21 protein-coding genes and 1 pseudogene are annotated in these 23,510 nt (G+C 62.1%); 16 read left to right on the forward strand and 6 right to left on the reverse strand.

Annotated features, from left to right (window positions below; translation table 11 throughout):
• Positions 1 to 7: 7 nt before the first annotated feature.
• The 12 genes and pseudogenes from GSQ73_RS16170 to GSQ73_RS16225 all read left to right on the forward strand — a co-directional run.
• Positions 8 to 325: pseudogene (locus GSQ73_RS16170) on the forward strand (FtsX-like permease family protein); the annotation flags it as partial.
• A gap of 48 nt (positions 326 to 373) precedes the next feature.
• Complete coding sequence (locus GSQ73_RS16175) at positions 374 to 1,681, forward strand: ABC transporter permease (RefSeq protein ID WP_158885815.1); 1,308 nt, start codon at positions 374 to 376, stop codon at positions 1,679 to 1,681.
• An 11-nt stretch (positions 1,682 to 1,692) separates the two neighbouring features.
• Positions 1,693 to 2,928, forward strand: a complete 1,236-nt coding sequence (locus tag GSQ73_RS16180; protein ID WP_158885817.1) for an FtsX-like permease family protein — start codon at positions 1,693 to 1,695, stop codon at positions 2,926 to 2,928.
• 37 nt (positions 2,929 to 2,965) lie between these two features.
• Positions 2,966 to 4,306, forward strand: a complete 1,341-nt coding sequence (locus GSQ73_RS16185; RefSeq protein WP_158885819.1) for an ABC transporter permease — start codon at positions 2,966 to 2,968, stop codon at positions 4,304 to 4,306.
• An 11-nt stretch (positions 4,307 to 4,317) separates the two neighbouring features.
• Positions 4,318 to 5,547: an FtsX-like permease family protein gene (locus GSQ73_RS16190; protein WP_254063430.1), complete on the forward strand. Its 1,230-nt coding sequence runs from the start codon at positions 4,318 to 4,320 to the stop codon at positions 5,545 to 5,547.
• A gap of 77 nt (positions 5,548 to 5,624) precedes the next feature.
• Positions 5,625 to 6,806, forward strand: a complete 1,182-nt coding sequence (locus GSQ73_RS16195; RefSeq protein WP_254063431.1) for an alpha/beta hydrolase — start codon at positions 5,625 to 5,627, stop codon at positions 6,804 to 6,806.
• Positions 6,807 to 6,920: 114 nt separating this feature from the next.
• On the forward strand, positions 6,921 to 8,261 hold the full coding sequence (locus GSQ73_RS16200) for a sigma-54 dependent transcriptional regulator (RefSeq protein WP_158885821.1): 1,341 nt from the start codon (positions 6,921 to 6,923) through the stop codon (positions 8,259 to 8,261).
• 77 nt (positions 8,262 to 8,338) lie between these two features.
• Entirely contained in the window at positions 8,339 to 8,671 is a 333-nt protein-coding gene (locus tag GSQ73_RS16205; protein WP_158885823.1) for a hypothetical protein, read from the forward strand.
• A 31-nt stretch (positions 8,672 to 8,702) separates the two neighbouring features.
• Positions 8,703 to 10,097, forward strand: coding sequence for an ATP-binding protein (locus GSQ73_RS16210; RefSeq protein ID WP_158885826.1), 1,395 nt, complete (start codon positions 8,703 to 8,705; stop codon positions 10,095 to 10,097).
• A gap of 46 nt (positions 10,098 to 10,143) precedes the next feature.
• Positions 10,144 to 11,091 (forward strand): SPFH domain-containing protein, encoded by a 948-nt coding sequence (locus GSQ73_RS16215; protein WP_174236110.1) that lies wholly within the window; start codon positions 10,144 to 10,146, stop codon positions 11,089 to 11,091.
• Positions 11,092 to 11,104: 13 nt separating this feature from the next.
• A complete protein-coding gene (locus GSQ73_RS16220) occupies positions 11,105 to 11,551 on the forward strand; it encodes an NfeD family protein (protein WP_158885828.1) in 447 nt (148 codons plus the stop codon).
• On the forward strand, positions 11,548 to 12,825 hold the full coding sequence (locus tag GSQ73_RS16225; RefSeq protein WP_158885830.1) for a threonine/serine exporter family protein: 1,278 nt from the start codon (positions 11,548 to 11,550) through the stop codon (positions 12,823 to 12,825). Before GSQ73_RS16220 ends, GSQ73_RS16225 begins: the two co-directional genes overlap by 4 nt.
• A gap of 99 nt (positions 12,826 to 12,924) precedes the next feature.
• Here GSQ73_RS16225 and GSQ73_RS16230 read toward each other — a convergent pair whose 3' ends face one another.
• The 3 genes from GSQ73_RS16230 to GSQ73_RS16240 all read right to left on the reverse strand — a co-directional run bounded on the left by GSQ73_RS16230 (position 12,925) and on the right by GSQ73_RS16240 (position 15,723).
• Entirely contained in the window at positions 12,925 to 13,242 is a 318-nt protein-coding gene (locus GSQ73_RS16230) for an H-NS histone family protein (protein WP_158885831.1), read from the reverse strand.
• Positions 13,243 to 13,505: 263 nt separating this feature from the next.
• Positions 13,506 to 15,203, reverse strand: a complete 1,698-nt coding sequence (locus tag GSQ73_RS16235) for a proline--tRNA ligase (protein ID WP_158885833.1) — start codon at positions 15,201 to 15,203, stop codon at positions 13,506 to 13,508.
• A 100-nt stretch (positions 15,204 to 15,303) separates the two neighbouring features.
• The gene (locus GSQ73_RS16240; protein ID WP_174236111.1) at positions 15,304 to 15,723 is read right to left on the reverse strand and encodes a DUF4124 domain-containing protein; all 420 of its coding nucleotides are present in this window, start codon (positions 15,721 to 15,723) and stop codon (positions 15,304 to 15,306) included.
• A 119-nt stretch (positions 15,724 to 15,842) separates the two neighbouring features.
• On the opposite strand from GSQ73_RS16240, the gene pssA reads away from it, so the two are divergent.
• The 3 genes from pssA to rimI all read left to right on the forward strand — a co-directional run bounded on the left by pssA (position 15,843) and on the right by rimI (position 17,569).
• Positions 15,843 to 16,619 carry a CDP-diacylglycerol--serine O-phosphatidyltransferase gene (gene pssA / locus GSQ73_RS16245; protein ID WP_158885835.1) on the forward strand — a complete coding sequence of 259 codons (777 nt, stop codon included), beginning with the start codon at positions 15,843 to 15,845 and terminating at the stop codon, positions 16,617 to 16,619.
• Between the two features lie 113 nt (positions 16,620 to 16,732).
• Complete coding sequence (locus GSQ73_RS16250; RefSeq protein ID WP_343160854.1) at positions 16,733 to 17,095, forward strand: hypothetical protein; 363 nt, start codon at positions 16,733 to 16,735, stop codon at positions 17,093 to 17,095.
• A gap of 3 nt (positions 17,096 to 17,098) precedes the next feature.
• The gene (gene rimI, locus GSQ73_RS16255) at positions 17,099 to 17,569 is read left to right on the forward strand and encodes a ribosomal protein S18-alanine N-acetyltransferase (RefSeq protein WP_158885839.1); all 471 of its coding nucleotides are present in this window, start codon (positions 17,099 to 17,101) and stop codon (positions 17,567 to 17,569) included.
• Between the two features lie 491 nt (positions 17,570 to 18,060).
• Here rimI and GSQ73_RS16260 read toward each other — a convergent pair whose 3' ends face one another.
• Positions 18,061 to 20,889: a valine--tRNA ligase gene (locus GSQ73_RS16260; protein ID WP_158885841.1), complete on the reverse strand. Its 2,829-nt coding sequence runs from the start codon at positions 20,887 to 20,889 to the stop codon at positions 18,061 to 18,063.
• Positions 20,890 to 21,134: 245 nt separating this feature from the next.
• Here GSQ73_RS16260 and GSQ73_RS16265 point away from each other — a divergent pair, with 245 nt between their 5' ends.
• Positions 21,135 to 22,046, forward strand: a complete 912-nt coding sequence (locus tag GSQ73_RS16265; RefSeq protein ID WP_254063432.1) for a glycoside hydrolase family 16 protein — start codon at positions 21,135 to 21,137, stop codon at positions 22,044 to 22,046.
• A 100-nt stretch (positions 22,047 to 22,146) separates the two neighbouring features.
• Here GSQ73_RS16265 and hemE read toward each other — a convergent pair whose 3' ends face one another.
• On the reverse strand, positions 22,147 to 23,229 hold the full coding sequence (hemE, locus tag GSQ73_RS16270; protein WP_158886568.1) for a uroporphyrinogen decarboxylase: 1,083 nt from the start codon (positions 23,227 to 23,229) through the stop codon (positions 22,147 to 22,149).
• Positions 23,230 to 23,234: 5 nt separating this feature from the next.
• Positions 23,235 to 23,495, reverse strand: coding sequence for a WGR domain-containing protein (locus GSQ73_RS16275; protein ID WP_158885843.1), 261 nt, complete (start codon positions 23,493 to 23,495; stop codon positions 23,235 to 23,237).
• Positions 23,496 to 23,510 lie beyond the last annotated feature (15 nt).

Raw genomic sequence — 23,510 nt, forward strand, 5'->3', positions numbered from 1 at the left:
CTCAAGCGGGCTTTCGAGTTTCTGGGTGCAGCAGCGCACGCACCAGATCGGCATACGGCGCGCGATCGGCGCCACGCGCGGCAACATCCTCGCCTATATCCAGATCGAGAATTTCATCATCGTCAGTGTGGGCATCGCCATCGGCATGTTGATGGCGGTGGCATTGAACCTCCTGCTGATGAAGCACTTCGAACTGCCCAGGATGCCGCTTCGTTACTTGCCGTTGGGCGTGGTGGCGTTGTGGCTGCTCGGCCAGCTCGCCGTGCTCGGGCCTGCGTTGCGCGCGGCGGCGGTGCCGCCGGCGGTGGCCACGCGTTCGGTGTGATGGATCCGTTCCTTTAGGCGGTGGTCGTATACAACGAGGGTGCAAAGCATGTTTGGTTATTATCTGGACCTCGCACTGCGCAGCTTGAAGCGCAACAAGGTGCTCACCGCGTTGATGGTGCTGGCGATCGGGCTGGGCATCGGCGCGAGCATGACGATGGTTACCGTGTTGCATGTGATGTCGGGCGATCCGCTGCCGGGACGTAGCGGTGAAATCTACTACCCGCATCTCGATCCGTTGCCACTGGATTATCACAAGAGCGAATACGGGCCGGACCCGGGCGTCAACTTCAGCTGGCCCGATGCGATGGCGTTGGTCTCCGCGCATCGGGCCGAGCGACAGGCTGCGATGGCCGGCGGGCATCTGCTGGTGAAACCGGAGCGCACGGACCTGCGGCCCTTCTATGTCGATGGTCATTACACGACGGCAGATTTCTTCGCGATGTTCGGCGTGCCATTCGTGCACGGTCAGGGTTGGGCTGCATCGGCAGACGGTGCACGCGAACACGTCGTGGTGTTGAGCGAAACGCTCGGCCGCAAACTGTTCGGTTCGGCAGATGCCACCGGGCGAATGGTCCGTCTCAACGATACCGATTTCCGCGTGGTCGGCGTGGCTGCCGACTGGCGGCCACAGCCGTTGTTCTATGCGGATGCATCGGCGAGGGTGTTCAGTGCCGCCGATCAATTTTTTGTGCCGCTGTCTGCCGCCCTGGACCTGAAATTCGATACCAGCGGCAACGTGTCCGCGTGGTCCTCGTTCGACGGCGACATGAAATCGCCGACGGTGACGTGGCTGCAGGTGTGGGTGCAGTTGAAGGATTCGACGCAGGTCGCTGCGTATCGACAGTTTCTGATCGATTACTCGACGAACCAGAAACGCCTGGGGCGATTCGAGCGCGCGCCAGGAAATGCGCATCTGTATGGCCTGATGGAATGGCTCGACCATCAGAAGCTGGTGCCTGCCGATGTGCGCCTGCAACTGTGGCTCGCACTCGGATTTCTGCTGGTGTGCATGGTCAACATCGTGGCGTTGCTGCTGGCGAAGTTTCTGCGCCGCAGTGGCGAGGTCAGCGTGCGGCGCGCATTGGGTGCACGACGGCGAGACATTTTTCAGCAGATGGGCGTGGAGTCGATGGTGATCGGGTTGGCTGGCGGCGTGCTCGGGCTGGTGATCGCGCAGGTCGGCCTGTGGAGCGTGCGACGGCGACCGGACGACTACGCGCACCTCGCGCAGATGGACCCATCGATGCTGATCGGCACGCTCTTGTTGGCGGTGTTCGCCAGCATGCTGGCCGGCCTGTTGCCCGCGTGGCGTGCGTGCCGGATCACGCCCGCGTTGCAACTGAAGACGCTATGAGGAGTGGTGCCATGCCATTGCGTCCGATACTTTCCAGCCTGCGCCATCACAAGTTGACCGCACTGCTGTTGATGCTTCAGGTGGCAGTGACCTGCGCCATCGTCTGCAATGTCGCATTCATGATCAGCGAGCGCGTTGGACAAGTGACGTTGTCCAGCGGGGTCGACGAAGCCGCGCTGTCGATGCTCGATAGCGAGATGATCCGGAAAGGCGGCAATCCGCAAGCGCAGCACGCTGCTGATCTGGCGGCGTTGCGCGCGCTGCCCGGAGTCACCGCTGCGGTGGCAGTCGATTCGTTGCCGTTGGGCGACGGAGAATCGTCCTATGGCGCGTGTGCGAGCGCCGAGGACATGGCGAAGGCCATCGCCGCACACTCGATGATGCAAAGCGGCCTGTGCATGCAGCCAGCGGTCTTCGGCGGTTCGCCCGGCGAGATAGGCGCGCTTGGCCTGCACCTGGTGGAGGGGCGCGATTTTCATCAAGACGAATACATGACGGGGACGGAGGTGCCAACGGCCATCATCAGCAAGGCGCTGGCGGATCGTCTGTATCCGGGCAAGGACCCGCTCGGTCAGAGCATCTACAGCGGTGCAGACAAGCCGATAAGAGTGGTCGGTGTCGTCGGTACGCTGCTGCGTCCGCATCTGCGCGAATCGACCAGCAACCAGCTCGCGATGATCTATCCAATGTTGCCGAACAATGCGCAGGTGACCTATCTGTTGCGCAGCAAGCCGGACGATCGGCAGCGAGTTCTGCGCGCTGCCGCAGCCAGGCTTTTTCAGGTCAATCCCGATCGCATCATTCCAGCGGAGAACATGCGCACGTTCGAGCAGATGCGCGGCGACTACTTCCAGCGCGATACCACCATGATCGGTCTGTTGCTCACCTCCGCGCTCGGGCTGCTGTTCGTCACTGCACTGGGCATCACCGGTCTGGCGAATTTCTGGGTGCAGCAGCGCACGCGGCAGATCGGCATCCGTCGTGCGATCGGCGCGACGCGCACGGACATCTTGCGTTATTTCCAGGGTGAGAATTTCCTGATCGTCAGCGCCGGCATCGTGATCGGATTGCTGCTGGCGGTGCTGCTCAACCTGATCCTGATGGCGCACTACGAACTGCCGCGGCTGCCGCTGTTCTATTTGCCGATCAGCGCCGCGGTATTGTGGCTGCTCGGACAACTCGCCGTGCTCGGCCCCGCGATGCGCGCCGCGCGCGTGCCGCCGGTGGTGGCGACCAGGGCGGCGTGACGATATAAAAGCTACCTGCCCAAGGAAGGATCGACCCATGTTTCGTTACAACTTCAAGCTGGCGCTGCATGGGCTTCGACGTTTTCCGAAAAGCACGACGTTGGCGGTGCTCACGGTGGCGCTCGGTTTGGCGGCCAGCATGACTACGCTGGCGCTGTTGCACATGTTGTCGGCCGATCCGCTGCCGGGTCGCAGCGATCACCTGTATCTGGCGTGGGTCGATACGGTGCAGGCCAAGCCCTTCAATACTGAAGTGTTCAAGATGGCCGGCATCACGATATCCAGCTATGACCGCATCAGGATGCCGGATGCCGAGGCGTTGCTCGGCGCCCATCGTGCTATGCGGCAGACGGCTCTGGCGGACATGAGTGCCGATGTCGAGGATGGCAACGGAGCTCACCGGCAGAAGGATCAGAACCTGCTGGCAACCACCAGCGATTTCGTGCCGATGTTCGGTGTCGCTCTACGCTACGGGCGGTCGTGGAGCGCAACGGAAGATGCCGATCGGCGACCTGTCGCGGTGATTGATGAAAACCTGGCGCAGCAATTGTTCGGCACGACCCATGCGGTGGATCGCGTGGTGCGCATCAACAACAAGCCGTTCCAGGTCATCGGTGTCAGCGCGGCGTACGCGCCGCAACCCCACTTTTATGAGTTGGCAAGCTGGTCGTTTAGCGGCAGCGAGCATGAGAGCGTGTTTGTTCCTTATGGCGCGGCGCTCGATGCGGGAATGTCGGCATACGGCCCGGACGGTTGCGATGACAGCGTGACGCAAAAGCCCGGAGCGGCGCCTGATCCTCAGCATTGCGCCTGGCTTTCTTACTGGGTGCAACTGGATACACCGGCACAGGTGGCCAGTTACCGCGAATACCTGACGCACTACGTCGAACAGCAGAAGTCGCTTGCCGGATTCGGAAAAAAAATCGCCAAGGTGGAGCTGCTTGGTGTGAGTCAATGGCTGGAGAAACAGAATGTGATTCCCGACAACGTGCGTCTGAACGTCTGGATGGCCGGATCGTTCCTGTTGTTGTGCATGGTCAATGTGGCGGGTCTGCTTGCGGCCAAGTTCATGCGTCGCAGTGGCGAGATCGGCATTCGCCGCGCGCTGGGTGCCACGCGAGGTTCGATTTTTACGCAGCACGTGATCGAAGCCAGCGTGGTTTGCGTGATTGGCGGCGTACTGGCGCTGCCCCTGACCATGTTGGGGCTGAAGATTCTGCGCCTGCAGGACGATGGTTTTACCGATCTGGCGAAACTCGATCCTTTGATGTTCACCGGACTGTTCGTGCTTGCTCTTGCCGTCGGTGTGCTGGTGGGCTTGCTGCCTGCCTGGCGCGCTTCTGCGGTGGAGCCCGGCCTGCAAGTCAAGAGCGCCTGAGGAAATTACCCATGTCGTGGCGAGCGATGTTTTCGACGTTGTACCGGCACAGCCTGATGCCGCTGCTGGTTTTGCTGCAGGTCGCGCTGGCGTGCGCCATTCTGTGCAACGTGCTGTTTCTGGTGTGGCAGAAAATGCAGCCGATGCTGGCACCCAGTGGCGTGGCGGGTCACGAGCTGATTCTCGTCGATCAGATCTCGTCAACGACGCGCTCATGGAGCGCAGCGGAAGTGCAGACTGCCGAAGAGGGGCTGCGCCGATTGCCGGGTGTTCGCGCCGCCAGCGCGGCAACGGGTTTGCCGATGGTGCTGACGACGCTGATGATCTTCGAGTTCAAGGGGCCGAGCGGCGTCAAGATCGGTGTGAATGGCTATATCGGCGACGGACTGGTCAAGACGCTGGGCCTCCAGCTGGTTGCCGGACGGGACTTTCTGCCTGCGGAATATCGCGAATACGGGGATACCAACGCCGGTGCGCCGTTACCGGTCATCATCACGCAGGCGATGGCGAACCAGCTGATTCCCGACGGTCAGCCCGTCGGAAAGTTGCTGTCGGATCCGAATGAATCCACCGATCCGGGTTATCGAGTCGTCGGAGTGGTGCGGCATCTTTTGCGCAATCAACTCGGAATGGCCACCGATGGGAAAGCCGACTACACGGTTCTCACTGCGCAGAAAATCGGCAAGGCCGACGGACTGAGCTTTGCGGTGCGCGTCGACCCTTCCATGCGCGAAGCAGCATTGGGAGAAGTGCGCAGTTTCATCCATCGGCAGTTCGATTCGACGATGGACAGCCATTCACCTGCACGCATCAGTTTTTACGACGAGCGTCGGGATGCCGCCTTCAAGAGTCAACGCGCCGCGCTTTGGCTGTTCGCCGGTGTGTCGTTGTCGGTGGTGATCGTCACCGTGATCGGCATCATGGGCCTCACCGGTTTCTGGGTGCAGAAACGTACGCGGCAGATCGGGATACGCCGTGCATTGGGTGCGCGGCGCGGGGACATCATTCGACTTTTCCTGGTCGAAAATTTGTTGATCGTTGTGATGGGTGTGGCCGTCGGCATGCTGCTCGCATTCGGCTGTAACCTGTTGCTGATGCATTACTACGAATTGCCACGTCTGCCGTGGAGTTATCTGCCGATCGGCGGGGTGCTGATGCTGTTGCTGGGTCAGCTGGCCGTGCTGAGCCCCGCGATGCGCGCGGCACGCGTACCGCCGATAGTGGCGACGCGATCCTTGTGACGACTTGGCAGTACGGCTGCTGTTGACAAGGGCAAGGATGCGGAACTTTCCAATTCTCTTTCCGCGGAACATTCACGATGAAGATTCCTTTTTGCACGGTTTTCTTTTTCACGACGACGCTGGTTGGCATGACGAGTGTTGCTGCGAACGACGTCGCGTTGGCTAAGGCGCCCGCCGCTGCGGCTGCCGAAAAGCCGCACATGATGTCCCGCGATGAGGTCACGGCGATCGTCGACAATGCGCGCAAGATCGTTTCGCCGAATGGCGTGGACGAGCGCATCAAGGTGCGCATCGGCGGCATCGATCAGTGGCTGTCGATTCGCGGGCACGATCGACGCAATCCCGTCCTGCTCTATTTGCATGGCGGCCCGGCGTCGCCGGCGATGCCCGCCGACTTCACGTACCAATCGGCGTGGGAGGATTACTTCACCGTCGTGCAGTGGGATCAGCGTGGCAGCGGCAAGACCTATGCGGCGAACACCGAGCAACAGATGGCGCCGGGAATGACCATCGCGGGCATGACCGGCGACGCGGTACAGGTCGTGCAATACCTGCGCACGCGCTATGCAAAACGGAAGATTTTCATCCTCGGGCATTCGTGGGGCACGGTGCTTGGCGTGCGGCTCGCGCAGCTGCATCCGGAATGGTTCTACGCATATATCGGCGTTGGCCAGATGGTGAACGTGCGCAGGAACGAAGAGATCGGTTATGCGTTCGCGCTGCGCGAAGCGAAGGCGCATGGCAACGCCAAGGCAGTGAAAGAGCTGGAGGCGATCGCGCCGTATCCCGGCACGAAACCGTTGACGCTGGATCGTATCGGAACGCGCACCACTTGGGAGACGTATTTCGGCGGACTTACTTATGGGCGCGACAGCTTGAATTATGAAGTCGATGCGGAAGAACTCTCACCCGATTACAGCGAAGCCGAGCTCGATGCTATCGGCAAAGGCAGCCTGTTCACGCTGACGCATCTACTGCAGCCGTTGCTCGATGTGAACTTCGACAACGTGACGCATTTCAATTGTCCGGTGATCGTGTTCGCCGGCCAGCACGATTTCACCACCGCGCACGAACTGGCCGAGCAGTGGTTCGCGAAGATCCAGGCGCCATCGAAGCACCTCGTGCTATTCGCCGATTCGGCGCACATGGTGATGCAGGAGCAACCCGGCCGGTTTCTGATTCATCTGGTGAACGATGCGCTGCCTTTCGCCCGACAAGCGGGCGATGTGGCGCCCGCAGAAATCACCCGTGACAAATAAGCGGAAAACGTGCGCGAAACCGCATGAAAAAGCGCTCGCGTGTATACGCATGCCGTTAGTCATGGCAACCTTTGTGGTCCGAGCGGCATCCATGTCCGCATGTGCAGAAGAAAGATGCGAACCGTACTGATCATCGACGACAACCCGTCCGTGGGCGAGGCGCTCTCGCTGGCGCTGTCGTTGCACGATATCCGTGCGCTCACCGCGCTCACGCCGGACGAAGGCCTCGCGGCTTTGCGGCGCGACATGGTCGACGTGGTGATCCAGGACATGAACTTCACCGCCGACACCACGTCGGGCGAAGAAGGTGTGGCGTTGTTCCGCGCGATCCGCGAGCAGCATCCGGATTTGCCGGTCATCCTGCTCACCGCATGGACACATCTGGAAACCGCAGTCGAACTGGTCAAAGCCGGCGCTGCGGATTACCTGGCCAAGCCGTGGGACGACAACAAACTTCTCGCGACGGTGGAAAACCTGCTGGAGCTTTCCGAATCCACCCGCGAGATGACGCGCACCCGGCGCGAACGTCGTCAGCGGCGTGAGCAACTGCAAGGCAAGTACGACCTCGACAACATCGTGTTTGCTTCCGAGGCGATGGCACGCACGCTGGACCTCGCGTGCCAGATCGCGCGCTCGGATGTGCCGGTGTTGATCACCGGACCGAACGGCACCGGCAAGGAGCGCATCGCCGCGATCGTGCATGCAAACTCCGCGGTGAAGCGCGGCGCGTTCGTCGCGGTGAACTGCGGTGCGCTGCCGGGCGAACTGATCGAGGCGGAGTTGTTCGGTGCCGATGCCGGCGCGTACACCGGCGCCAACAAAGCGCGCGAAGGTCGCTTCGAGATGGCCGATGGCGGCACGCTGTTTCTCGATGAAATCGGCAACCTGCCGTTGCCGGGACAGATGAAATTGCTGCGCGTGCTGGAAACCGGCCAGTTCGAACGACTCGGCTCCGGGCGCACGCGCCAGGTAAAGGTGCGCGTGCTGTCGGCGACCAATGCCGACCTGAAAGCGATGATTCGCGCCGGCACGTTCCGCGAAGATCTTTACTACCGACTCAACGTCATTGAAGTGAATCTTCCACCGCTTACCGATCGCAGCGACGACATTCTTCCGCTGGCTGAATTCTTTCTCGCTGGGCGCGCGGAACTCGGCGATGCGGCGCGCGAGGCGATGCTGGGTTATCCGTGGCCGGGCAATGTGCGCGAACTCAAAAACGCAATCGAGCGCGCGGCGCTGCTGACCGGCAGCAACCCGATCACGCCGGAGTTGCTGAACCTGCCGCAGCACGTGTCGAGCACATCGCGCAGCCTGGATGAACCGAGTCGCGAGGCGGTGGAAGCCGCGTTGAGCAAGGCTGATGGTGTGGTCAGCCGCGCTGCGCAGAATCTCGGCTTGTCGCGACAGGCGTTGTATCGGCGCATGGAACGTTACGGGTTGGCGACACCGGCCTGATACCACGTCGTCCGTCATGGTTGTCGTTGCGGCAACGGCGTAGAAAGATGATGCACCCAACCAGCAGGAGTGATGCCGTGCGTTATCGGATTTGTGCAGGACTGTCGATGTTGCTGATCGCCTCCGCTGCGATGTCGCAGTCGGCGCCGCCGCCCACGACCAACGGGAACGACAACTGGTCGTCGCATCCTGCGGCCAGCGCGTCCACTTATTCGGCGCATCCGTCGATGAAGCCTTCGCAACCGAAGGAACATTTCAAGTTCAAGGATCGCGGCGACACCGGTCCGTCGAGTGCACCACCGCCAAGTGCCAACGACAAGTCGTCCGTGATGGGCAGCGATCGTGCCTGGCAGGATGGCCGTCCGCCGCTGGATTGCGCGCAGACACCGCAGGATCCCAAATGCCATTGAGGCATCGCGTCCGCGCCACGGTTCATCGCTGATGTGGCGTCGACTGAATTCGCTGCAGGGACGGCTGACGCTGTTGCTGATCGTGGGTGGCCTGGCCGGCGCGCTGATCTATGCCGGTGTCACGCAAGGTCCGCTGACGCAGTTGATGAAATGGATGAACAAGGATGTCTTGCGGTCGCTGGATCTGCCGGCACGGATGAGTTTCTACGGCGGGCTGCTGGCAACCTTGATCGTGATGATGCCGGTGGCGTTCTGGCTGGCCAGCCGCGCGATGTCGCCGATCAGTCGTCTGCTGCGCGCGCTCGAAGGCGCAGTGGCGAGTTATCGCGACGGCGATTTCAGCCTGTCCATCGCGATCGATCGGCGCGACGAACTGGGTGAACTGATCCGCATGCACAACGCGCTGGGACAAACTCTGCGCGACCAGCGACAGCATCTCGTGCAGCGCGAACTGCTGCTCGATACGGTGGTGCAGAACACGCCCGTCGCGCTGGTGCTCACCGATTCGTCCGGTCGCGTCGCTTACGCCAACATTGCCGCGCGGCATCTGTTCAACGAAGGCAGCAGCGTGCACGGTCTGGATTTCGCCGCCTTGCTTTCCGATGCGCCCGAAGCACTGCGTCGCGCGGTGGAAAGTGGCGAGGATGCGCTGCTCAGCGTGGAGATGGACGGCAGCGAGGAAACCTTCCATCTTTCGCAGCGCGCGTTTCGTTTGCAGGGCCGTCCGCATCGGCTTCAGTTATTCCGTCGCATGACGCGCGAACTGTCGCGTCAGGAAGTGGCGACGTGGAAGCGGGTGATCCGCGTGATCAGCCACGAGCTCAACAATTCGCTCGCGCCGATTTCGTCGCTCGCGCATTCCGGCGCCGAGCTGGCGCGGCGCGGCGACACCGACAGGTTGCCCGGCGTGTTCGCCACCATCGGCGAACGCGCACGACACCTGCACGGATTCATCGCTGGCTATGCCAGCTTCGCCAAGCTGCCGTCGCCGCAACCCATATCGATCGAGTGGATGCCGTTCCTCGAAGGGCTGGCGCTGCATTGTCAGTTCAAGCTGGCCAATCCGGCGCCGGAACGCGCCAGCCGATTCGATGCCGCGCAGATCGAGCAGGTGCTGATCAACCTCATCAAGAACGCGCACGAATCCGGCAGCGCGGACGAAGACGTCACGCTGTCGATCAGCGACACCGGTCGCGAGTTGCGGATCGCGGTCGCCGACCGTGGCCCGGGTATGACCGAAACCGTGTTGGCACAAGCGTTGCTGCCGTTTTATTCGACCAAGCGCTCAGGCACAGGCCTCGGGCTCGCGCTGGCGCGCGAAATCGCCGAAGCGCACGGCGGCCGCGTGCTGCTAGCCAACCGTGAAGGCGGCGGCTTGCAGGTGAGCCTGGTGCTGCCGCAGGTCGGCCGGCAGGGTCTGGCGTAACGCGAGCTCGCCTATACTCACGCCTTCGTCAAGCAGGGAGAAGGCAATGGGAATCGGACAGATGCTCGCGTTGGTGATCTTCGTTCTGGTGATCGTCGGCATATTCAAACTCGTGCGCATCGTGCCGCAGGGTTTCGAATGGACGGTGGAAACCTTCGGCAAGTACACCCGCACACTTAGCCCCGGCCTGCACTTTTTGATGCCGTTCTACCAGTCGGTCGGACGCAAGATCAACATGATGGAGCAGGTGCTCGACGTGCCGTCGCAGGACGTGATCACCAAGGACAACGCGGTCGTGCGCGTCGACGGGGTGGTGTTCTACCAAGTGCTCGACGCATCCAAGGCCGCGTACGAAGTTTCGAATCTCGAGCAGGCGTCGCTCGCGTTGATCATGACCAACATCCGTACCGTGCTCGGTTCGATGGACCTGGACGAATCGCTGAGCCAGCGCGACGGCATCAACGCGAAGTTGCTGCGCGTGGTGGATGAAGCAACCCATCCGTGGGGCGTCAAGGTCAACCGCATCGAGATCAAGGACATCGCGCCGCCGCGCGACCTGATCGACGCCATGGCGCGGCAGATGAAAGCCGAGCGTGAGAAGCGCGCGAACATTCTCGACGCGGAAGGTTTTCGTCAGGCGGCGATCCTCAAGGCCGAAGGCGAGAAGCAGTCGGTGATCCTCGCGGCCGAAGGCGAGAAGGAAGCTGCGTTCCGCGCGGCCGAGGCGCGCGAGCGATCGGCCGAAGCCGAAGCGAAGGCGACCACGATGGTTTCCGAGGCGATTTCCAACGGCAACGTCAACGCGCTGAATTACTTCGTCGCCAATAACTACGTCGATGCGCTGAAGGAAATGGCCAAGTCGCCGAACCAGAAAATGCTGCTGCTGCCGATTGAAGCCACCGGCATTCTCGGTTCGCTGGCCGGTATCGCCGAGCTCGCAAAGGATTCGCTGGCCCAGCAGCAGAAGTCGATCGCGCAGGCGCCGCCGCGCTGAGGGGGAACGCATCATGTGGGAGTTTTCCATGCATTACCTGTGGTGGATCCTTGCGCTGGTGTTGATCGCCGGCGAGCTTCTGCTGCCCGGTTATTTCCTGCTGTGGATCGGTGTGGCCGCGGCGGCGATGGGCGTAGTGCTGTGGGTCGTGCCAACGTTGAGCCTGCTGGCGCAGGCCGTGCTGTTCGCGTTGCTGGCGAGTGCCGCGTGTCTTGTCTATGCGCGCCTGCTGCGGCCGCGGATCGAGCGGCGCGCGCCCGGCAGCGAGCGACTGAACCGTCGCGCGGAGCAGATGATCGGGCAGCGCTACGACCTGGTCGAACCGATCGTCAACGGTCGCGGCAAGGCTCGCGTGGGCGACGGCCAATGGCTGGTCAGCGGACCGGACCTGCCGGTTGGCGCGACGGTGGAAGTGTTGTCGGTCGACGGCACTACGCTGAAGGTGCGCGCCGCGACATGAGTGCGACCGGCAGCGTGGCGCAGGGTTTCGCCGGCACGGCGATCACCACGCGCATGGCCTTTCTGCTGGAACTGGCGCGTCGACTGCATCAGTACGGCACATCCGCGCCGCGTCTGGAAATGGCGATTGCCGGCTCGGCGCAGCGACTCGGCCTGGGCGCCGATGTCTGGTCCAGTCCGACGGCGATCATCATTTCCTTCGCCGATCTGGCGCAGGGCGAAGAGGGTCTCGCGCAGGTGACGCAGGTCGTGCGGCTGTCGCCAGGCGAAGTGAATCTGGAGCGCCTGTGCCGCGCCGACGAGATCGCCGACCGCGTGATCGCCGGTGAAATGGATCTGCACGAAGGCTTTCATCTGCTGCGCGTGCTGGGCCTTCCTGATACACGGCGCGAGCAGTTGGGTTCCATCGCCAGTTATGGCCTTTCCGCCGCGGCCATCGCGGCGTTGTTCCTGCACAGCTCGTGGCTGGATCTGGTGGTGGCCGCCATCACCGGCGTGATCATCGGCTGCATCACCGTGCTGGCCAGTCGCCGGCCGCGGCTGGCGGTGGCCAGCGATGCGATCTGCGCGCTGGTGGCCACGGTCATCGCCATCTCCGTCAGCGCATTCTTTGCGCCGCTGGCGATCAAGGCGGTGGTGCTGGCGAGTTTGATCGTGCTGATACCCGGCATGTCGCTGACCACCGCGGTACGCGAAATTTCCAGCCAGCACCTGGTGTCGGGTATGGCGCGCATGGGCGGCGCGATGTCGACCCTGCTGAAGCTGACTTTCGGCACGATCGCGGCGACGCAGCTGTGCGCCGCCTTTGGCATCGAGGCACGTGATTCCACCGTGGCCGCCTTGCCGAACTGGATCGATTACCCGGCATTGCTGATCGCCGCGATTGCCTTCGCCATCCTGTTCCGCGCGGCACGACGCGATTGGCCGGTGGTCATTCTTGCGGTCGCCGTGGGTTATCTTGCCACGCGTTGGGGAGGGGAAATATCCGGCTCGTTGCCGAAAGCGCCCGTCGGGGTTTTCCTGGGTGGATTGTTGCTTGGTTCGCTTTCCAACCTCTATGCGCGATTCGCGCATCGACCGGGCGCAGTGGTTCGCGAACCGGGTGTTTTGCTGCTGGTGCCGGGCAGCGTCGGTTTTCGCAGTGTGTCGTTTCTGCTCGAGCGCAATACATCGCTGGGCATGGAAACCGGCCTGTTGCTGATCACGCTGTTGATATCGCTGGTGGCAGGATTGATGTTCGGCGACCTGCTGGTGGCGCCGCGTCGATCACTCTGACCAAACGTTGACATAACGAGCCGGTATTTATTGAAGTTACGTCGAAAGAAAGAAAGCCGGCACGAAGCCGGCTTTCTTTTTATCGCGTATGGCGTTGGATCAGATCGTCAGATCTTTTTCCTTCTTGCCGGCCTTCAAAGCGTCGTTGAACCAGTGCGGACGCTTGCCGCGGCCGGACCAGGTCTGTGCCGGGTTGGCCGGGTTGCGGTATTTCGGTGCGACCGATCCGGTGCGCTTCGCCTTGCGGGCGCCGCCGAAAATATCCTCGAAGGTATAACCCTCGGCCTTGATCAGGGCGTGCACTTTGTCGCGCAGCTTGACGACCTTTTCCTTGCGCAATTCCGTCTGGCGCACCTGGGCCTTGCTGATGAGGTCATTAAGCTGGGTGTGATTGAGATTCTTGATATCGACGGCCATTGAATGACTCCCGGGGGTGAGTATTGGTATTTAAAAGTCGGGAATGGAAGGGGCACCCGACCAGCAGAGAGGTTGTTGCATCAATGATTCTCGCTGATCGCTCGCGCGCTTGTAAAGCGCGCAGACGAATGGGCGGGCATTTTCAAATGGTCGCCGTTAATCCGTTCCGGGCAATGGAGTTAATCGTCGAAAGTTTTATTGACCGGTAGTGCGGTCAGTAAAAAGTTCCGCAGGTGCGACGGTTTCATTAATCCGCAAACCGTTCAACCCAGCAACGCAAACAAATCCTGCTCGGTGATCGCCCGGCTATCGGCGTCCTGGCGGCCGCGATATTCCAGCGTTCCGGCGGCCAGGCCGCGTTCGCTGACAACAATGCGGTGGGGAATGCCGATCAGCTCCATGTCTGCGAACATGCCGCCGGGGCGCAGGCCGCGATCGTCCAGCGCTGTCTCGATGCCCCGCTGGCTCAACGATTGGTACAGCGCTTCGGCGGCCTCGGCGACGGCAGGGTCTTTCTTCGGATTGATCACGCACACCACCACTCTCCAAGGCGCCATCGCCTCCGGCCAGACAATGCCGGCGTCATCATGACGCTGCTCGATCGCCGCGGCGACGATCCGGCTGACGCCGATGCCGTAGCAGCCCATGGTCATCAGCTGCGGCTTGCCCTGGTCGTCGATCACGGTGGCGCCGAGTGCTTCGGCGTATTTCTGGCCGAGCTGGAACACGTGGCCGACTTCGATGCCGCGAGCGATGTGCAACACGCCCTTGCCGTCGGGCGACAGGTCGCCTTCGACCACGTTGCGCAGGTCCGCAATGCGGCTGATGCGCGCGTCGCGTAACCAGTTTGCGCCGGAGCAATGCACGTCGTTGGTATTGCCGCCGCAGATGAAATCAGCAAGCTGCGCCGCATCGCGATCAACGATCACCGGAATATTTTGCGGAAGCCCGACCGGCCCGATGAAACCGGGGCGCGCACCGATGGCGGCGAGGATTTCCTCTTCGCTGGCCAGCACCGATTCGCCCGACAACTCGGCCAGCTTGCCGGCCTTCACTTCGTTGAGTTCGTGATCGCCGCGCAGGCATAAAGCCACCAATCCATCATGGCCGCGCACCAGCAGAGTCTTGATGACGCGATGGGCGGCGACGTTGAAATAGCGCGTGACATCCTCGACTGTGCGCACGCGTGGCGTGTCGACGCGCGCCAGTGTCTCTGTCGGAGTTTCGCGTTCGCCGACAGGCACGAGTGCTTCGGCCTTCTCGAGATTCGCGGCGTAATCGGAGCCATCGGAAAACGCGATGGCGTCTTCCCCGGAATCGGCGAGCACCTGGAACTCGTGGCTGGCGTTGCCGCCGATGGCGCCGGTGTCCGCCTGCACGGCACGGAAGGTGAGGCCGAGCCGCGTGAAGATCCGCGTGTACGCCTGATACATCGCGGCATATGTTTCGGCCAGCGATTCCTGTGTGAGATGGAACGAGTAAGCATCTTTCATCAGAAATTCGCGCGCGCGCATCACGCCGAAGCGCGGGCGAATCTCGTCGCGGAACTTGGTCTGGATCTGGTAGAAATTGATCGGCAACTGCTTGTAACTTTTCAGCTCGTTGCGCGCGAAATCGGTGATGACTTCCTCATGCGTCGGCCCATAGCAGAACTCCTGCTGCTTGCGATCCTTGATCTTCAGAAGTTGTCCGCCGAATTTCTGCCAGCGGCCGGTTTCTTCCCACAGCTCGCGGGGCTGGATCGACGGCATCAGCAACTCGATTGCACCGGCGCGATCCATTTCCTCGCGCACGATGCCCTCGACCTTGCGCATCACGCGCAGGCCCAGCGGCGACCATGTGTAAAGGCCCGAAGCCAGGCGACGGATCATGCCTGCACGCAACATCAGCCGATGGCTGGCGATTTCCGCGTCGGCGGGTACTTCCTTGACGGTGGCCAGGTGGAATTGGCTGAGGCGCATGCGGGTGTTCCGGCGTGATGAAAGACGCCGATTGTAGCGGCCCGCCCGCAACGCCGGTGGCGATGCGACACCGGGTGCGATGCTCCGGCGCGATGGACGGTTACTTCGACTGGCAGTACTGCTGGATCTGTCCCTGCGTCGAGTCGACCTGCTGCTTGCGCTGCGCGTCGTCGAGTGCAACGGATTTGTCACCTTGCTGCTGCACGACTGGCCCATGTGCCTGCAGCACGGTGAGGTTGGCCTTCAACATGGTGCAAAGCTTGCCGCGATTTTCCGGTGTGTCCATGACCGGCAGGCCGGAGGACGCGGCTGTCGGCGCGCTGTTGGCGGCGGCGGGCGCAGCGGGCGGTGCCAACGGCTCGGCGCTGCCATTGGCCCTGACCTTCTTGAAGTTGGTGCCTTCGGTCGGTGGCGCTTCGGAATAGTGAATGGTGCCGTGGGCATCGGTCCATTTGTAGACCTGGGCCGTGGCCAGCGTAGCCAGCGACAGAAGCGCCAGGGCAATCAGCGAACGATGCATGGTGTTCTCCAGAACGTGAAAATCGGCGGCAAAATCGGGTGTCCCTTGTTATCACCACCACGGGCCGGACTCAAGCGGTCGATGGTTTACACTGCGCGCATCCTGTCACGGATTGATTCATGAGCGACCCGATACCCCAACGCCCGCCGCGACATCGGGGCATTTACCTGCTGCCGAACCTGTTCACCACCGGCGCGATGTTTGCGGGGTTCTACGCGATTATCGCCAGCATCGAAGGGCGATTTTCCGAAGCCGCCGTCGCCGTGTTCATCGCCGCCGTGCTCGACGGCATGGACGGCCGCGTCGCGCGCATGACTGGTACCCAGTCAGAATTCGGCGTGCAATACGACTCCCTATCCGACCTGGTCAGTTTCGGGTTGGCACCCGCCCTGGTGATGTACACCTGGTCGCTGTCCACGTTGAGGGAATTCGGCCCGTTGTGGGGCAAGTTGGGCTGGGCAGCGGCCTTCATCTACGCCGCCTGCGCGGCGCTTCGTCTGGCCCGTTTCAACACGCAGGTCGGCGTGGCCGACAAGCGCTATTTTCAGGGTCTGGCCAGTCCGGCGGCAGCGGCGGTGTGCATGTCGTTCGTCTGGAGCGTGGACAAGTTCGGCCTGCCGGGTAGCGCGTTCTGCTTTATCACGCCGGTGCTGGCGATCGTGGTCGGCCTGCTGATGGTCAGCCGGTTTCGTTACACCAGCTTCAAGTCGTTGCCGACCGGCGACCGTCAGCGCGTGCCGTTCGCCTGGATGGTCGGCGCCGTATTGCTGCTCGCGCTGCTGATCCTGGACACGCCACGCGTGCTGTTCGTCGGGTTCACCATGTACCTGCTTTCGGGTCCGATCGGTACGTTGTGGGGGCTGGCGCATCGTCGCCGCGCGAGGCGTGTGGCATGAACGTTTCGACGCGGACTTCAGATGATCGTCGCGCACGCGTGCTGCGCGCACTCGGTGTCACGCCATGGGTGCGGCGAGAGGCACAGGGAGACGCTTCGCCAGAAAGGGGTTCCATGGCGGACACCGCTTCCGGTGTTGCCTGCGTCATCGTGCTGCCGCAAGGTTGCAGCACTCGCGAACTCGATCTGCTGGGACGCGCGCTCAATGCCTGCGGCGCCGCGCTGGCGCGTGCCGGCCGCGTCATGGTGCAGGCCGGAAAGCCGCTGGCGGATGTGCCCGAGGCGCGCGCGTATCTGGTTTTCGGCGAACCGCAGGCGCATGCGCTCGGTCGGGCGTTGTCCGCCGCCGCGATGCATCGCGCACAAATCGTATTGGCCGACGAGCCCGCGTTGGTGCTGACGAGTGCCGCCGCCAAACGACGGTTGTGGAACGCACTGCGCAACGTGCGCCGTGCACTGGCGACGGTGGAGCGCTGAACGATGGCCGCGGTCGTGCGTCCTGTCGCCCAGGTTCGCGCCATGCGACCGGAAGATCTGGCCGCAGTCAGCGCGATGGAAAACGCTTCCTACGAATTTCCCTGGTCGCTCGGCATTTTCGGTGACTGCCTCAAGGCAGGACATCCGTGCTGGGTGCTCTGCATGGATGCGACGATCTGCGGCTACGGCATCCTCTCGATGGGCGCGGGCGAAGCGCACGTACTCAACATCTGCGTGGACCCTGTCTATCGCGGCCAGGGTCTTGGACGTTTGTTGCTGGGACGCTTGCTCGATATTTCGCGTTGGAACGGTGCCGAGCGTGCCTTTCTCGAAGTGCGTCCGTCGAATCCGCTGGCGAAATCGCTATATGACTCGGTGGGGTTCACCGAGATCGGGCGTCGACCGCGTTATTACCCGGCGACGCATGGGCGGGAGGATGCGATTGTGATGGTGCTGGATTTGTTGGGGTCGTAGCCGGCGCTATTTCGTCATTCCGGCGAAGGCCGGAATCCAGCAGCGCATTATTTCGTCATCCGTCATTCCGGCAAAAGCGGGAAACGCTGTTGTCGTGACGTGTTTTTGAAGCAGAGCTTTCGTGCTCCTTCGGAACGCGAGTTACTTTCTCTTTGCGTGGCCAAAGAAAAAGATAACCAAAGAGAAAGGCCATCCCACTTGGCGCTTGCCGAGCTGCGCCCGGCAAGTCCGTGAGCCGTGGCCGAGCTTTTCGAAAGCACATCGGGCAACCGCTCCTGCGTTGCCTCAACTCTGGCATCCATGCCGTCGCCGTGTACTGGCGAAAAGGAGTCGACTTCCAGGTCGACTCCCGCTGCGCGGCCTGTCGTCCACGTCTCACCGCCGCACAGGGGATGGAGATCAAGAGCTCGAATCAAGAGCCGGATCAATAGCTGGAGTCACGTGCCGTCGTGGCTGCAAAACGTGCCTCGCGTCTGGACGTCTAAACAGTATTACCCCAATTTCTGCGCCTGCTCGCGCAGGGCGACGATAGTGGCGTTCCAGTCAGTGATGCGTTGGCGTTCCTGGGTGACGACTTCGGCGGGGGCGTTGGCGACGAAGTTGGCGTTGCCGAGTTTGCTTTCGCACTTTTTTATTTCGACTTCGATGCGGGCGATTTCCTTGGCGAGTCGGGCTTTCTCCGCGTCGAGATCGATGAGTCCGGCCAATGGAATCATCACGCGCAACGCGCCGATCACGGCAGCGGCAGCGGCTGGCTCATCGCTGCCGGTTTTAATCCACTGCGGTGTTTCGGCGCGCGCGAGGAAGCTGATCTGTGCAGCGAATTTTTCGATGCGAGCGCGGTCGTCGGCATCGCCATCGGCAAGCAGAAGCGGAATAACCTTGGCTGGCGAGATGTTCATTTCCGAACGAATCCTGCGGATGCCGCTGAGCACGTTCTTGAACCATTCGATCTCGGCGGTGGCGGCATCATCGGCAACGATCTCGCAGGCGTTCGGCCACGGACGTTGCATCAAACTCTCTTCGGTGAGGCCGAGTTTCGGACCCACCGATTGCCAGATTTCTTCGGTGATGAAGGGGATCACGGGATGCAGCGCGCGCAGCACGCTGTCCAGCACCACCAGCAGCGTGTGACGCGTGGAGGCCGCAGCGGCCGCGTCATCGCCGCTGAGTGCAGGCTTTGAAAGTTCGAGGAACCAGTCGCAAAGCTCGTTCCAAACGAATTCGTAGAGCGATTGCGCGAGGTGATCGAAGCGATAGCTGACGAAATGTTGTTCGACTTCTGCCAGCGTCTGCTTGAGGCGCGTGAGAATCCAGCGTTCGGCTTCGGTGACCGGCCCGCCAGTTGGCGCGACGATGTCGCCTTCGGGTAAATTCATCAGCACGAAGCGCGCCGCGTTCCACAGCTTGTTGCAGAATGCCTTGTAGCCTTCGGCGCGCTTGATGTCGAAGTTGATGGTGCGGCTGTAGCTTGCGAGTGCGGCGAAGGTGAAGCGCAATGCGTCGGTGCCGATCGACGGAATGCCTTCGGGATAATCCTTTCGGATGCGCTTTTCGACTTTCTCGCGCACCTGCGGAATCAGCAGTGACCTAGTGGATTTTTCCACCAGCGGTTCGAGCTCGATGCCGTCGATGAGATCCAGCGGATCCAGCGTGTTGCCCTTGGACTTGGACATCTTCTGGCCTTCCGCATCGCGCACGATGGCGTTGATGTAGACCTCGCGGAACGGCACTTGTGCGGTGAAGTACTTGGTCGCCATCACCATGCGCGCGACCCAGAAGAAAATGATGTCGAAGCCGGTGACCAGCACGGCGCTGGGGAGGAAGATCTTGTCCTGCTCCCAGTTCGCCACCACGTCGCCGTGCTCGTTCTTCACCGGCCCGTTGGCCGGCCAGCCAAGCGTGGAGAACGGCCACAGCGCAGAGGAGAACCACGTATCCAGCACGTCGTTGTCCTGGCGCAGCGCGCCGACCGGCGCCGTCTTTGCGCTGCCGCGCGCATCGGCTTCATCCTCGCCGACGAAGATGTTACCGGCCTCGTCGTACCACGCCGGAATGCGATGACCCCACCACAGCTGGCGGCTGATGCACCAGTCCTGGATATTGTCGAGCCACTGCGTATACGTGGTGCTCCAGTTTTCCGGGACGAACTTGATCTCGCCGGAACGCACCGCATCGAGCGCCGGTTCGGTAATCGCCTTTCGGCCGCCTGGACGTCCATCCGTCAGCGTGTCGGATGTGAGATCGACGAACCATTGATCGGTGAGCATCGGCTCGATCACCGCATCCGAACGCTGGCTCACCGGCACCTGCAGTTTGTGCGGCTTGGTTTCGACCAGCAGGCCAGCAGCTTCGAGATCAGCCAGCACGCGTCTGCGCGCGTCGTAGCGATCAAGTCCTCGATATTTTTCCGGCGCGTTGTCGTTGACCTTAGCGTCCAGCGTAAAGATGTCGATAGGCGCGAGCTTGTGCCGCTGCCCAATTGCGTAATCGTTGAAATCATGCGCCGGTGTGATCTTCACCGCGCCGGTGCCGAAATCCTTGTCGACGTAGTCGTCGGCGATCACCGGAATCTGCCGGCCGCTCAGTGGCAACTGCAGCAGGGTGCCGATCAGGTGCGCGTAGCGTTCGTCGTCCGGATGCACCGCCACGGCCACGTCGCCGAGCATCGTTTCCGGACGCGTGGTGGCGACCACCAGGTTCTCAGTGCCGTCCGCCGTCATGTAACGGATCGACCACATGTGACCATCGCGCTCGACGTTGTTCACTTCCAGATCGGACACGGCTGTGCCGAGCACCGGATCCCAGTTCACCAGCCGATTGCCGCGATAGATAAGCCCGGCGCGATACCACTCCACGAATACCTTGCGTACCGCGGCCGACAGACCTTCGTCCATGGTGAAGCGCTCACGCGACCAGTCCGCTGCCACACCGAGCCGGCGCATCTGGTGGGTGATCGTGGAACCTGATTCCTCTTTCCATGTCCACACGCGCTCGATGAAGGCATCGCGGCCGAGGTCGTGCCGCGTCTTGTTTTCAGTGGCGAGCTGGTTCTCGACGATCTTCTGCGTGGCGATGCCGGCGTGATCCGTACCGACCTGCCACAGCGTGTTCATGCCGCGCATGCGCTGATAGCGCACCAGCATGTCCATCACCGTCTGTTGAAACGCGTGCCCCATGTGCAGCGTGCCGGTGACATTCGGCGGCGGCAGCAGGATGCAATACGGGTCGCCCTTGCCCGAGGGCTGGAACGCGCCGCTGGCTTCCCAGCGCGCATACCACTTCGACTCGATCTGGGCTGGCTCGAAACTCTTTTCCATGGGGACTCGCGATGTCGCGCCGTTGCGGACGCGTTGGGACATGAGGAACAGAAGGGCATTGTACGGGCGAGGGCGAACGCTGCCAAAGCAGGCGCGCCGCGTGACGACGGTGATGATGCGAGAATACGGCCCTTGCTGAAGTCACGAACGAGCAGGGAGTCTGGGTGCGAGCGATCATCGGGTATTTTTTCGGGGCAATCGCGATGAGGCATCGACGGTCATCGCGATTCGCAGCAAGGCTCCTGGTGTTCCTTGCCATCATCGTTTCATCGCTCGCATCGGGGCCGGTAGCGCGCGCCGCCATGCCGCAATACGCGGGCTGGAACCTGCAGTTCGGAGACGATTTTGATGGCCCCGCCGGGCAATTGCCCTCGGCGACACATTGGCGATTCGATACCGGGCAGAACTATCCAGGCGGCCCGCCGAACTGGGGCACCAACGAAAGCCAGACGTACACCAAGTCACCCGCCAACATCGGCCTGGACGGCAGCGGCAACCTGCGCATCACGCCGCGCCGCGATCCGCAGGGACACTGGACGTCCGCACGCATCGAAACCGCGACCGATACTTTTCGCGCGCCTGAAGGCGGCGTGATGCGCATCGAGACGCGCATCCAGATGCCCGACGTTACCGGCAAGACAGCGCTCGGCTATTGGCCAGCGTTCTGGGCGCTGGGCCAGTCGTATCGCCGCATTGGCAACTGGCCGCAGTCGGGCGAGTTTGACATCATGGAAAACGTCAACGGCATCAATTCCGTCTGGGGCATCCTGCATTGCGGCGTCAGCCCGGGCGGACCGTGCCGCGAAACCAACGGCCTGGGACGCCGTGCCTCATGCCTGATCACTACCTGCCAGGCGGCCTTTCATACGTACACGTTCGAGTGGGATCGCCGCGCCAAGCCCGGCCAGCTGCGCTGGTATGTCGATCGCAAACTCTACGCCCACGTATCGCAGAACCAACTTCCCGCCGACACATGGAAAGAAGTCACCGGACAGGGCGGTTATTTCCTGCTGCTGAACGTGGCCATGGGTGGCGGGTTCTCGTACGCCATGGCAGGCGGTCATTCCACACCGGTGTCGACGACCGAGCCCGGCCACGCGATGGTGGTGGATTATGTCGGGGTGTGGACGCGGGTGGGTCCAAGCGAGGCGCACTGACAGAGTGTTGAAGTATTGCGCTTGTGTCCCTGCGTTCCCGACGACAAATGAAGATGTCGGGATCCTTCGCTTCGAAGACGCGCAATAGGACAAGAAAAACCTAACCCCGTAGCACCCGCCCATAAGCATGCACTTCGTCCACCAGCACTTTCACGTGCTCGGGATCAACTTGCGGCGTGATGCCGTGGCCGAGGTTGAACACATGGCCGGGATGATTGCCGTAGCTGTCGAGCACGGCGCGCGCCTCGCGGCGGATCACTTCTGGATTCGCGCGCAGGATCGCCGGATCCAGGTTGCCTTGCAGCGCGACCTTGCCGGCCACGGCGCGGCGTGCGTCGTCGAGGTTGATGGTCCAGTCGACGCCGAGCGCTGCGCAACCGCTATCGGCCATTTCCGCCAGGTGCTGCCCCGCACCTTTCGAAAAAAGAATGATCGGCAGTTCACGGCTTTGTGCATCGGCTTTCAATGCATCCACGACGCGCGTCATGTAGCGCAGCGAGAATTCGCGGAACGGAGCAGGGCCAAGCAGGCCGCCCCAGGTGTCGAACACCATCAGCACTTGCGCGCCGGCAGCGGCCTGGGCGATCAGGTAATGCGCGACCGACTGCGCCAGCGTATCAAGTAGCTGATGCGCAAGTTTCGGCTCGTTCCAGCACATCGCCTTGAGCGTGGCGAAGTCCTTCGAGCCCGAACCTTCGACCATGTAGCACGCAAGCGTCCACGGGCTGCCGGAGAAACCGATCAGCGGCACGCGCCCGTGCAGTTCGCGGCGAATCAATCGCACCGCATCCATGACGTAGCGCAGCTCGCCATCCATGTCCGGGACGGCGAGCTTCGCGATGTCGGCGACACTGCGTACGGGGTGCGCGAACTGCGGACCTTCGCCTTGCGCAAACGTGAGGCCCAGACCCATCGCATCGGGAATGGTGAGGATGTCGGAAAACAGAATCGCCGCGTCGAGATCAAAACGTTCCAGCGGCTGCAGCGTGACTTCGCAAGCCAGTTCGGGATTCTGTGCCAGCGCCATGAAGCTGCCGGCGCGACCGCGGGTGGCGCGATATTCCGGCAGATAGCGTCCGGCCTGGCGCATCACCCAGATCGGCGTGGTGTCGGTGGGCTCGCGGCGCAGGGCGCGCAGGAAACGGTCATTTTTCAATTCGTCGTGCCTGATTTCATGGGGCATGTTCATCAGCGTCCGTACGGGCCTTCCTGTCCTTGAGCAAACATCAGGCGAAAGCCACGCTTGATCTGCGCATCGCGCGCTTTTTCGAAAGCGTTGACCGCCGCGTCGCGCTCCAGAAATTGTTCGCGTTTGAGGCTGGCCTTTCCGCCTTGCGTGCCGGATTCGCGATACAGCGTCCAGCCGCCGAGCAGATCCTGTTCCAGCGTGATCTGTACATAACGGGGCGCTTCGGCGGAGCCGGGCACGGTTTGCAGGTAGAGGCGCATGGGTTCCAGTGGTTC

It is taken from the genome of Rhodanobacter sp. L36, from assembly GCF_009765755.1.
Taxonomy (GTDB): domain Bacteria; phylum Pseudomonadota; class Gammaproteobacteria; order Xanthomonadales; family Rhodanobacteraceae; genus Rhodanobacter.

Bases quoted from the DNA above. Each gene is read 5' to 3' on its own strand.
- GSQ73_RS16175 (WP_158885815.1), top strand. From the start codon at position 374: ATGTTTGGTTATTATCTGGACCTCGCACTGCGCAGCTTGAAGCGCAAC.
- GSQ73_RS16180 (WP_158885817.1), top strand. From the start codon at position 1,693: ATGCCATTGCGTCCGATACTTTCCAGCCTGCGCCATCACAAGTTGACC.
- GSQ73_RS16185 (WP_158885819.1), top strand. From the start codon at position 2,966: ATGTTTCGTTACAACTTCAAGCTGGCGCTGCATGGGCTTCGACGTTTT.
- GSQ73_RS16190 (WP_254063430.1), top strand. From the start codon at position 4,318: ATGTCGTGGCGAGCGATGTTTTCGACGTTGTACCGGCACAGCCTGATG.
- GSQ73_RS16195 (WP_254063431.1), top strand. From the start codon at position 5,625: ATGAAGATTCCTTTTTGCACGGTTTTCTTTTTCACGACGACGCTGGTT.
- GSQ73_RS16200 (WP_158885821.1), top strand. From the start codon at position 6,921: ATGCGAACCGTACTGATCATCGACGACAACCCGTCCGTGGGCGAGGCG.
- GSQ73_RS16210 (WP_158885826.1), top strand. From the start codon at position 8,703: ATGTGGCGTCGACTGAATTCGCTGCAGGGACGGCTGACGCTGTTGCTG.
- GSQ73_RS16215 (WP_174236110.1), top strand. From the start codon at position 10,144: ATGGGAATCGGACAGATGCTCGCGTTGGTGATCTTCGTTCTGGTGATC.
- GSQ73_RS16220 (WP_158885828.1), top strand. From the start codon at position 11,105: ATGTGGGAGTTTTCCATGCATTACCTGTGGTGGATCCTTGCGCTGGTG.
- GSQ73_RS16225 (WP_158885830.1), top strand. From the start codon at position 11,548: ATGAGTGCGACCGGCAGCGTGGCGCAGGGTTTCGCCGGCACGGCGATC.
- GSQ73_RS16230 (WP_158885831.1), bottom strand. From the start codon at position 13,242: ATGGCCGTCGATATCAAGAATCTCAATCACACCCAGCTTAATGACCTC.
- GSQ73_RS16235 (WP_158885833.1), bottom strand. From the start codon at position 15,203: ATGCGCCTCAGCCAATTCCACCTGGCCACCGTCAAGGAAGTACCCGCC.
- GSQ73_RS16240 (WP_174236111.1), bottom strand. From the start codon at position 15,723: ATGCATCGTTCGCTGATTGCCCTGGCGCTTCTGTCGCTGGCTACGCTG.
- pssA (WP_158885835.1), top strand. From the start codon at position 15,843: ATGAGCGACCCGATACCCCAACGCCCGCCGCGACATCGGGGCATTTAC.
- GSQ73_RS16250 (WP_343160854.1), top strand. From the start codon at position 16,733: ATGGCGGACACCGCTTCCGGTGTTGCCTGCGTCATCGTGCTGCCGCAA.
- rimI (WP_158885839.1), top strand. From the start codon at position 17,099: ATGGCCGCGGTCGTGCGTCCTGTCGCCCAGGTTCGCGCCATGCGACCG.
- GSQ73_RS16260 (WP_158885841.1), bottom strand. From the start codon at position 20,889: ATGGAAAAGAGTTTCGAGCCAGCCCAGATCGAGTCGAAGTGGTATGCG.
- hemE (WP_158886568.1), bottom strand. From the start codon at position 23,229: ATGCCCCATGAAATCAGGCACGACGAATTGAAAAATGACCGTTTCCTG.
- GSQ73_RS16275 (WP_158885843.1), bottom strand. From the start codon at position 23,495: ATGCGCCTCTACCTGCAAACCGTGCCCGGCTCCGCCGAAGCGCCCCGT.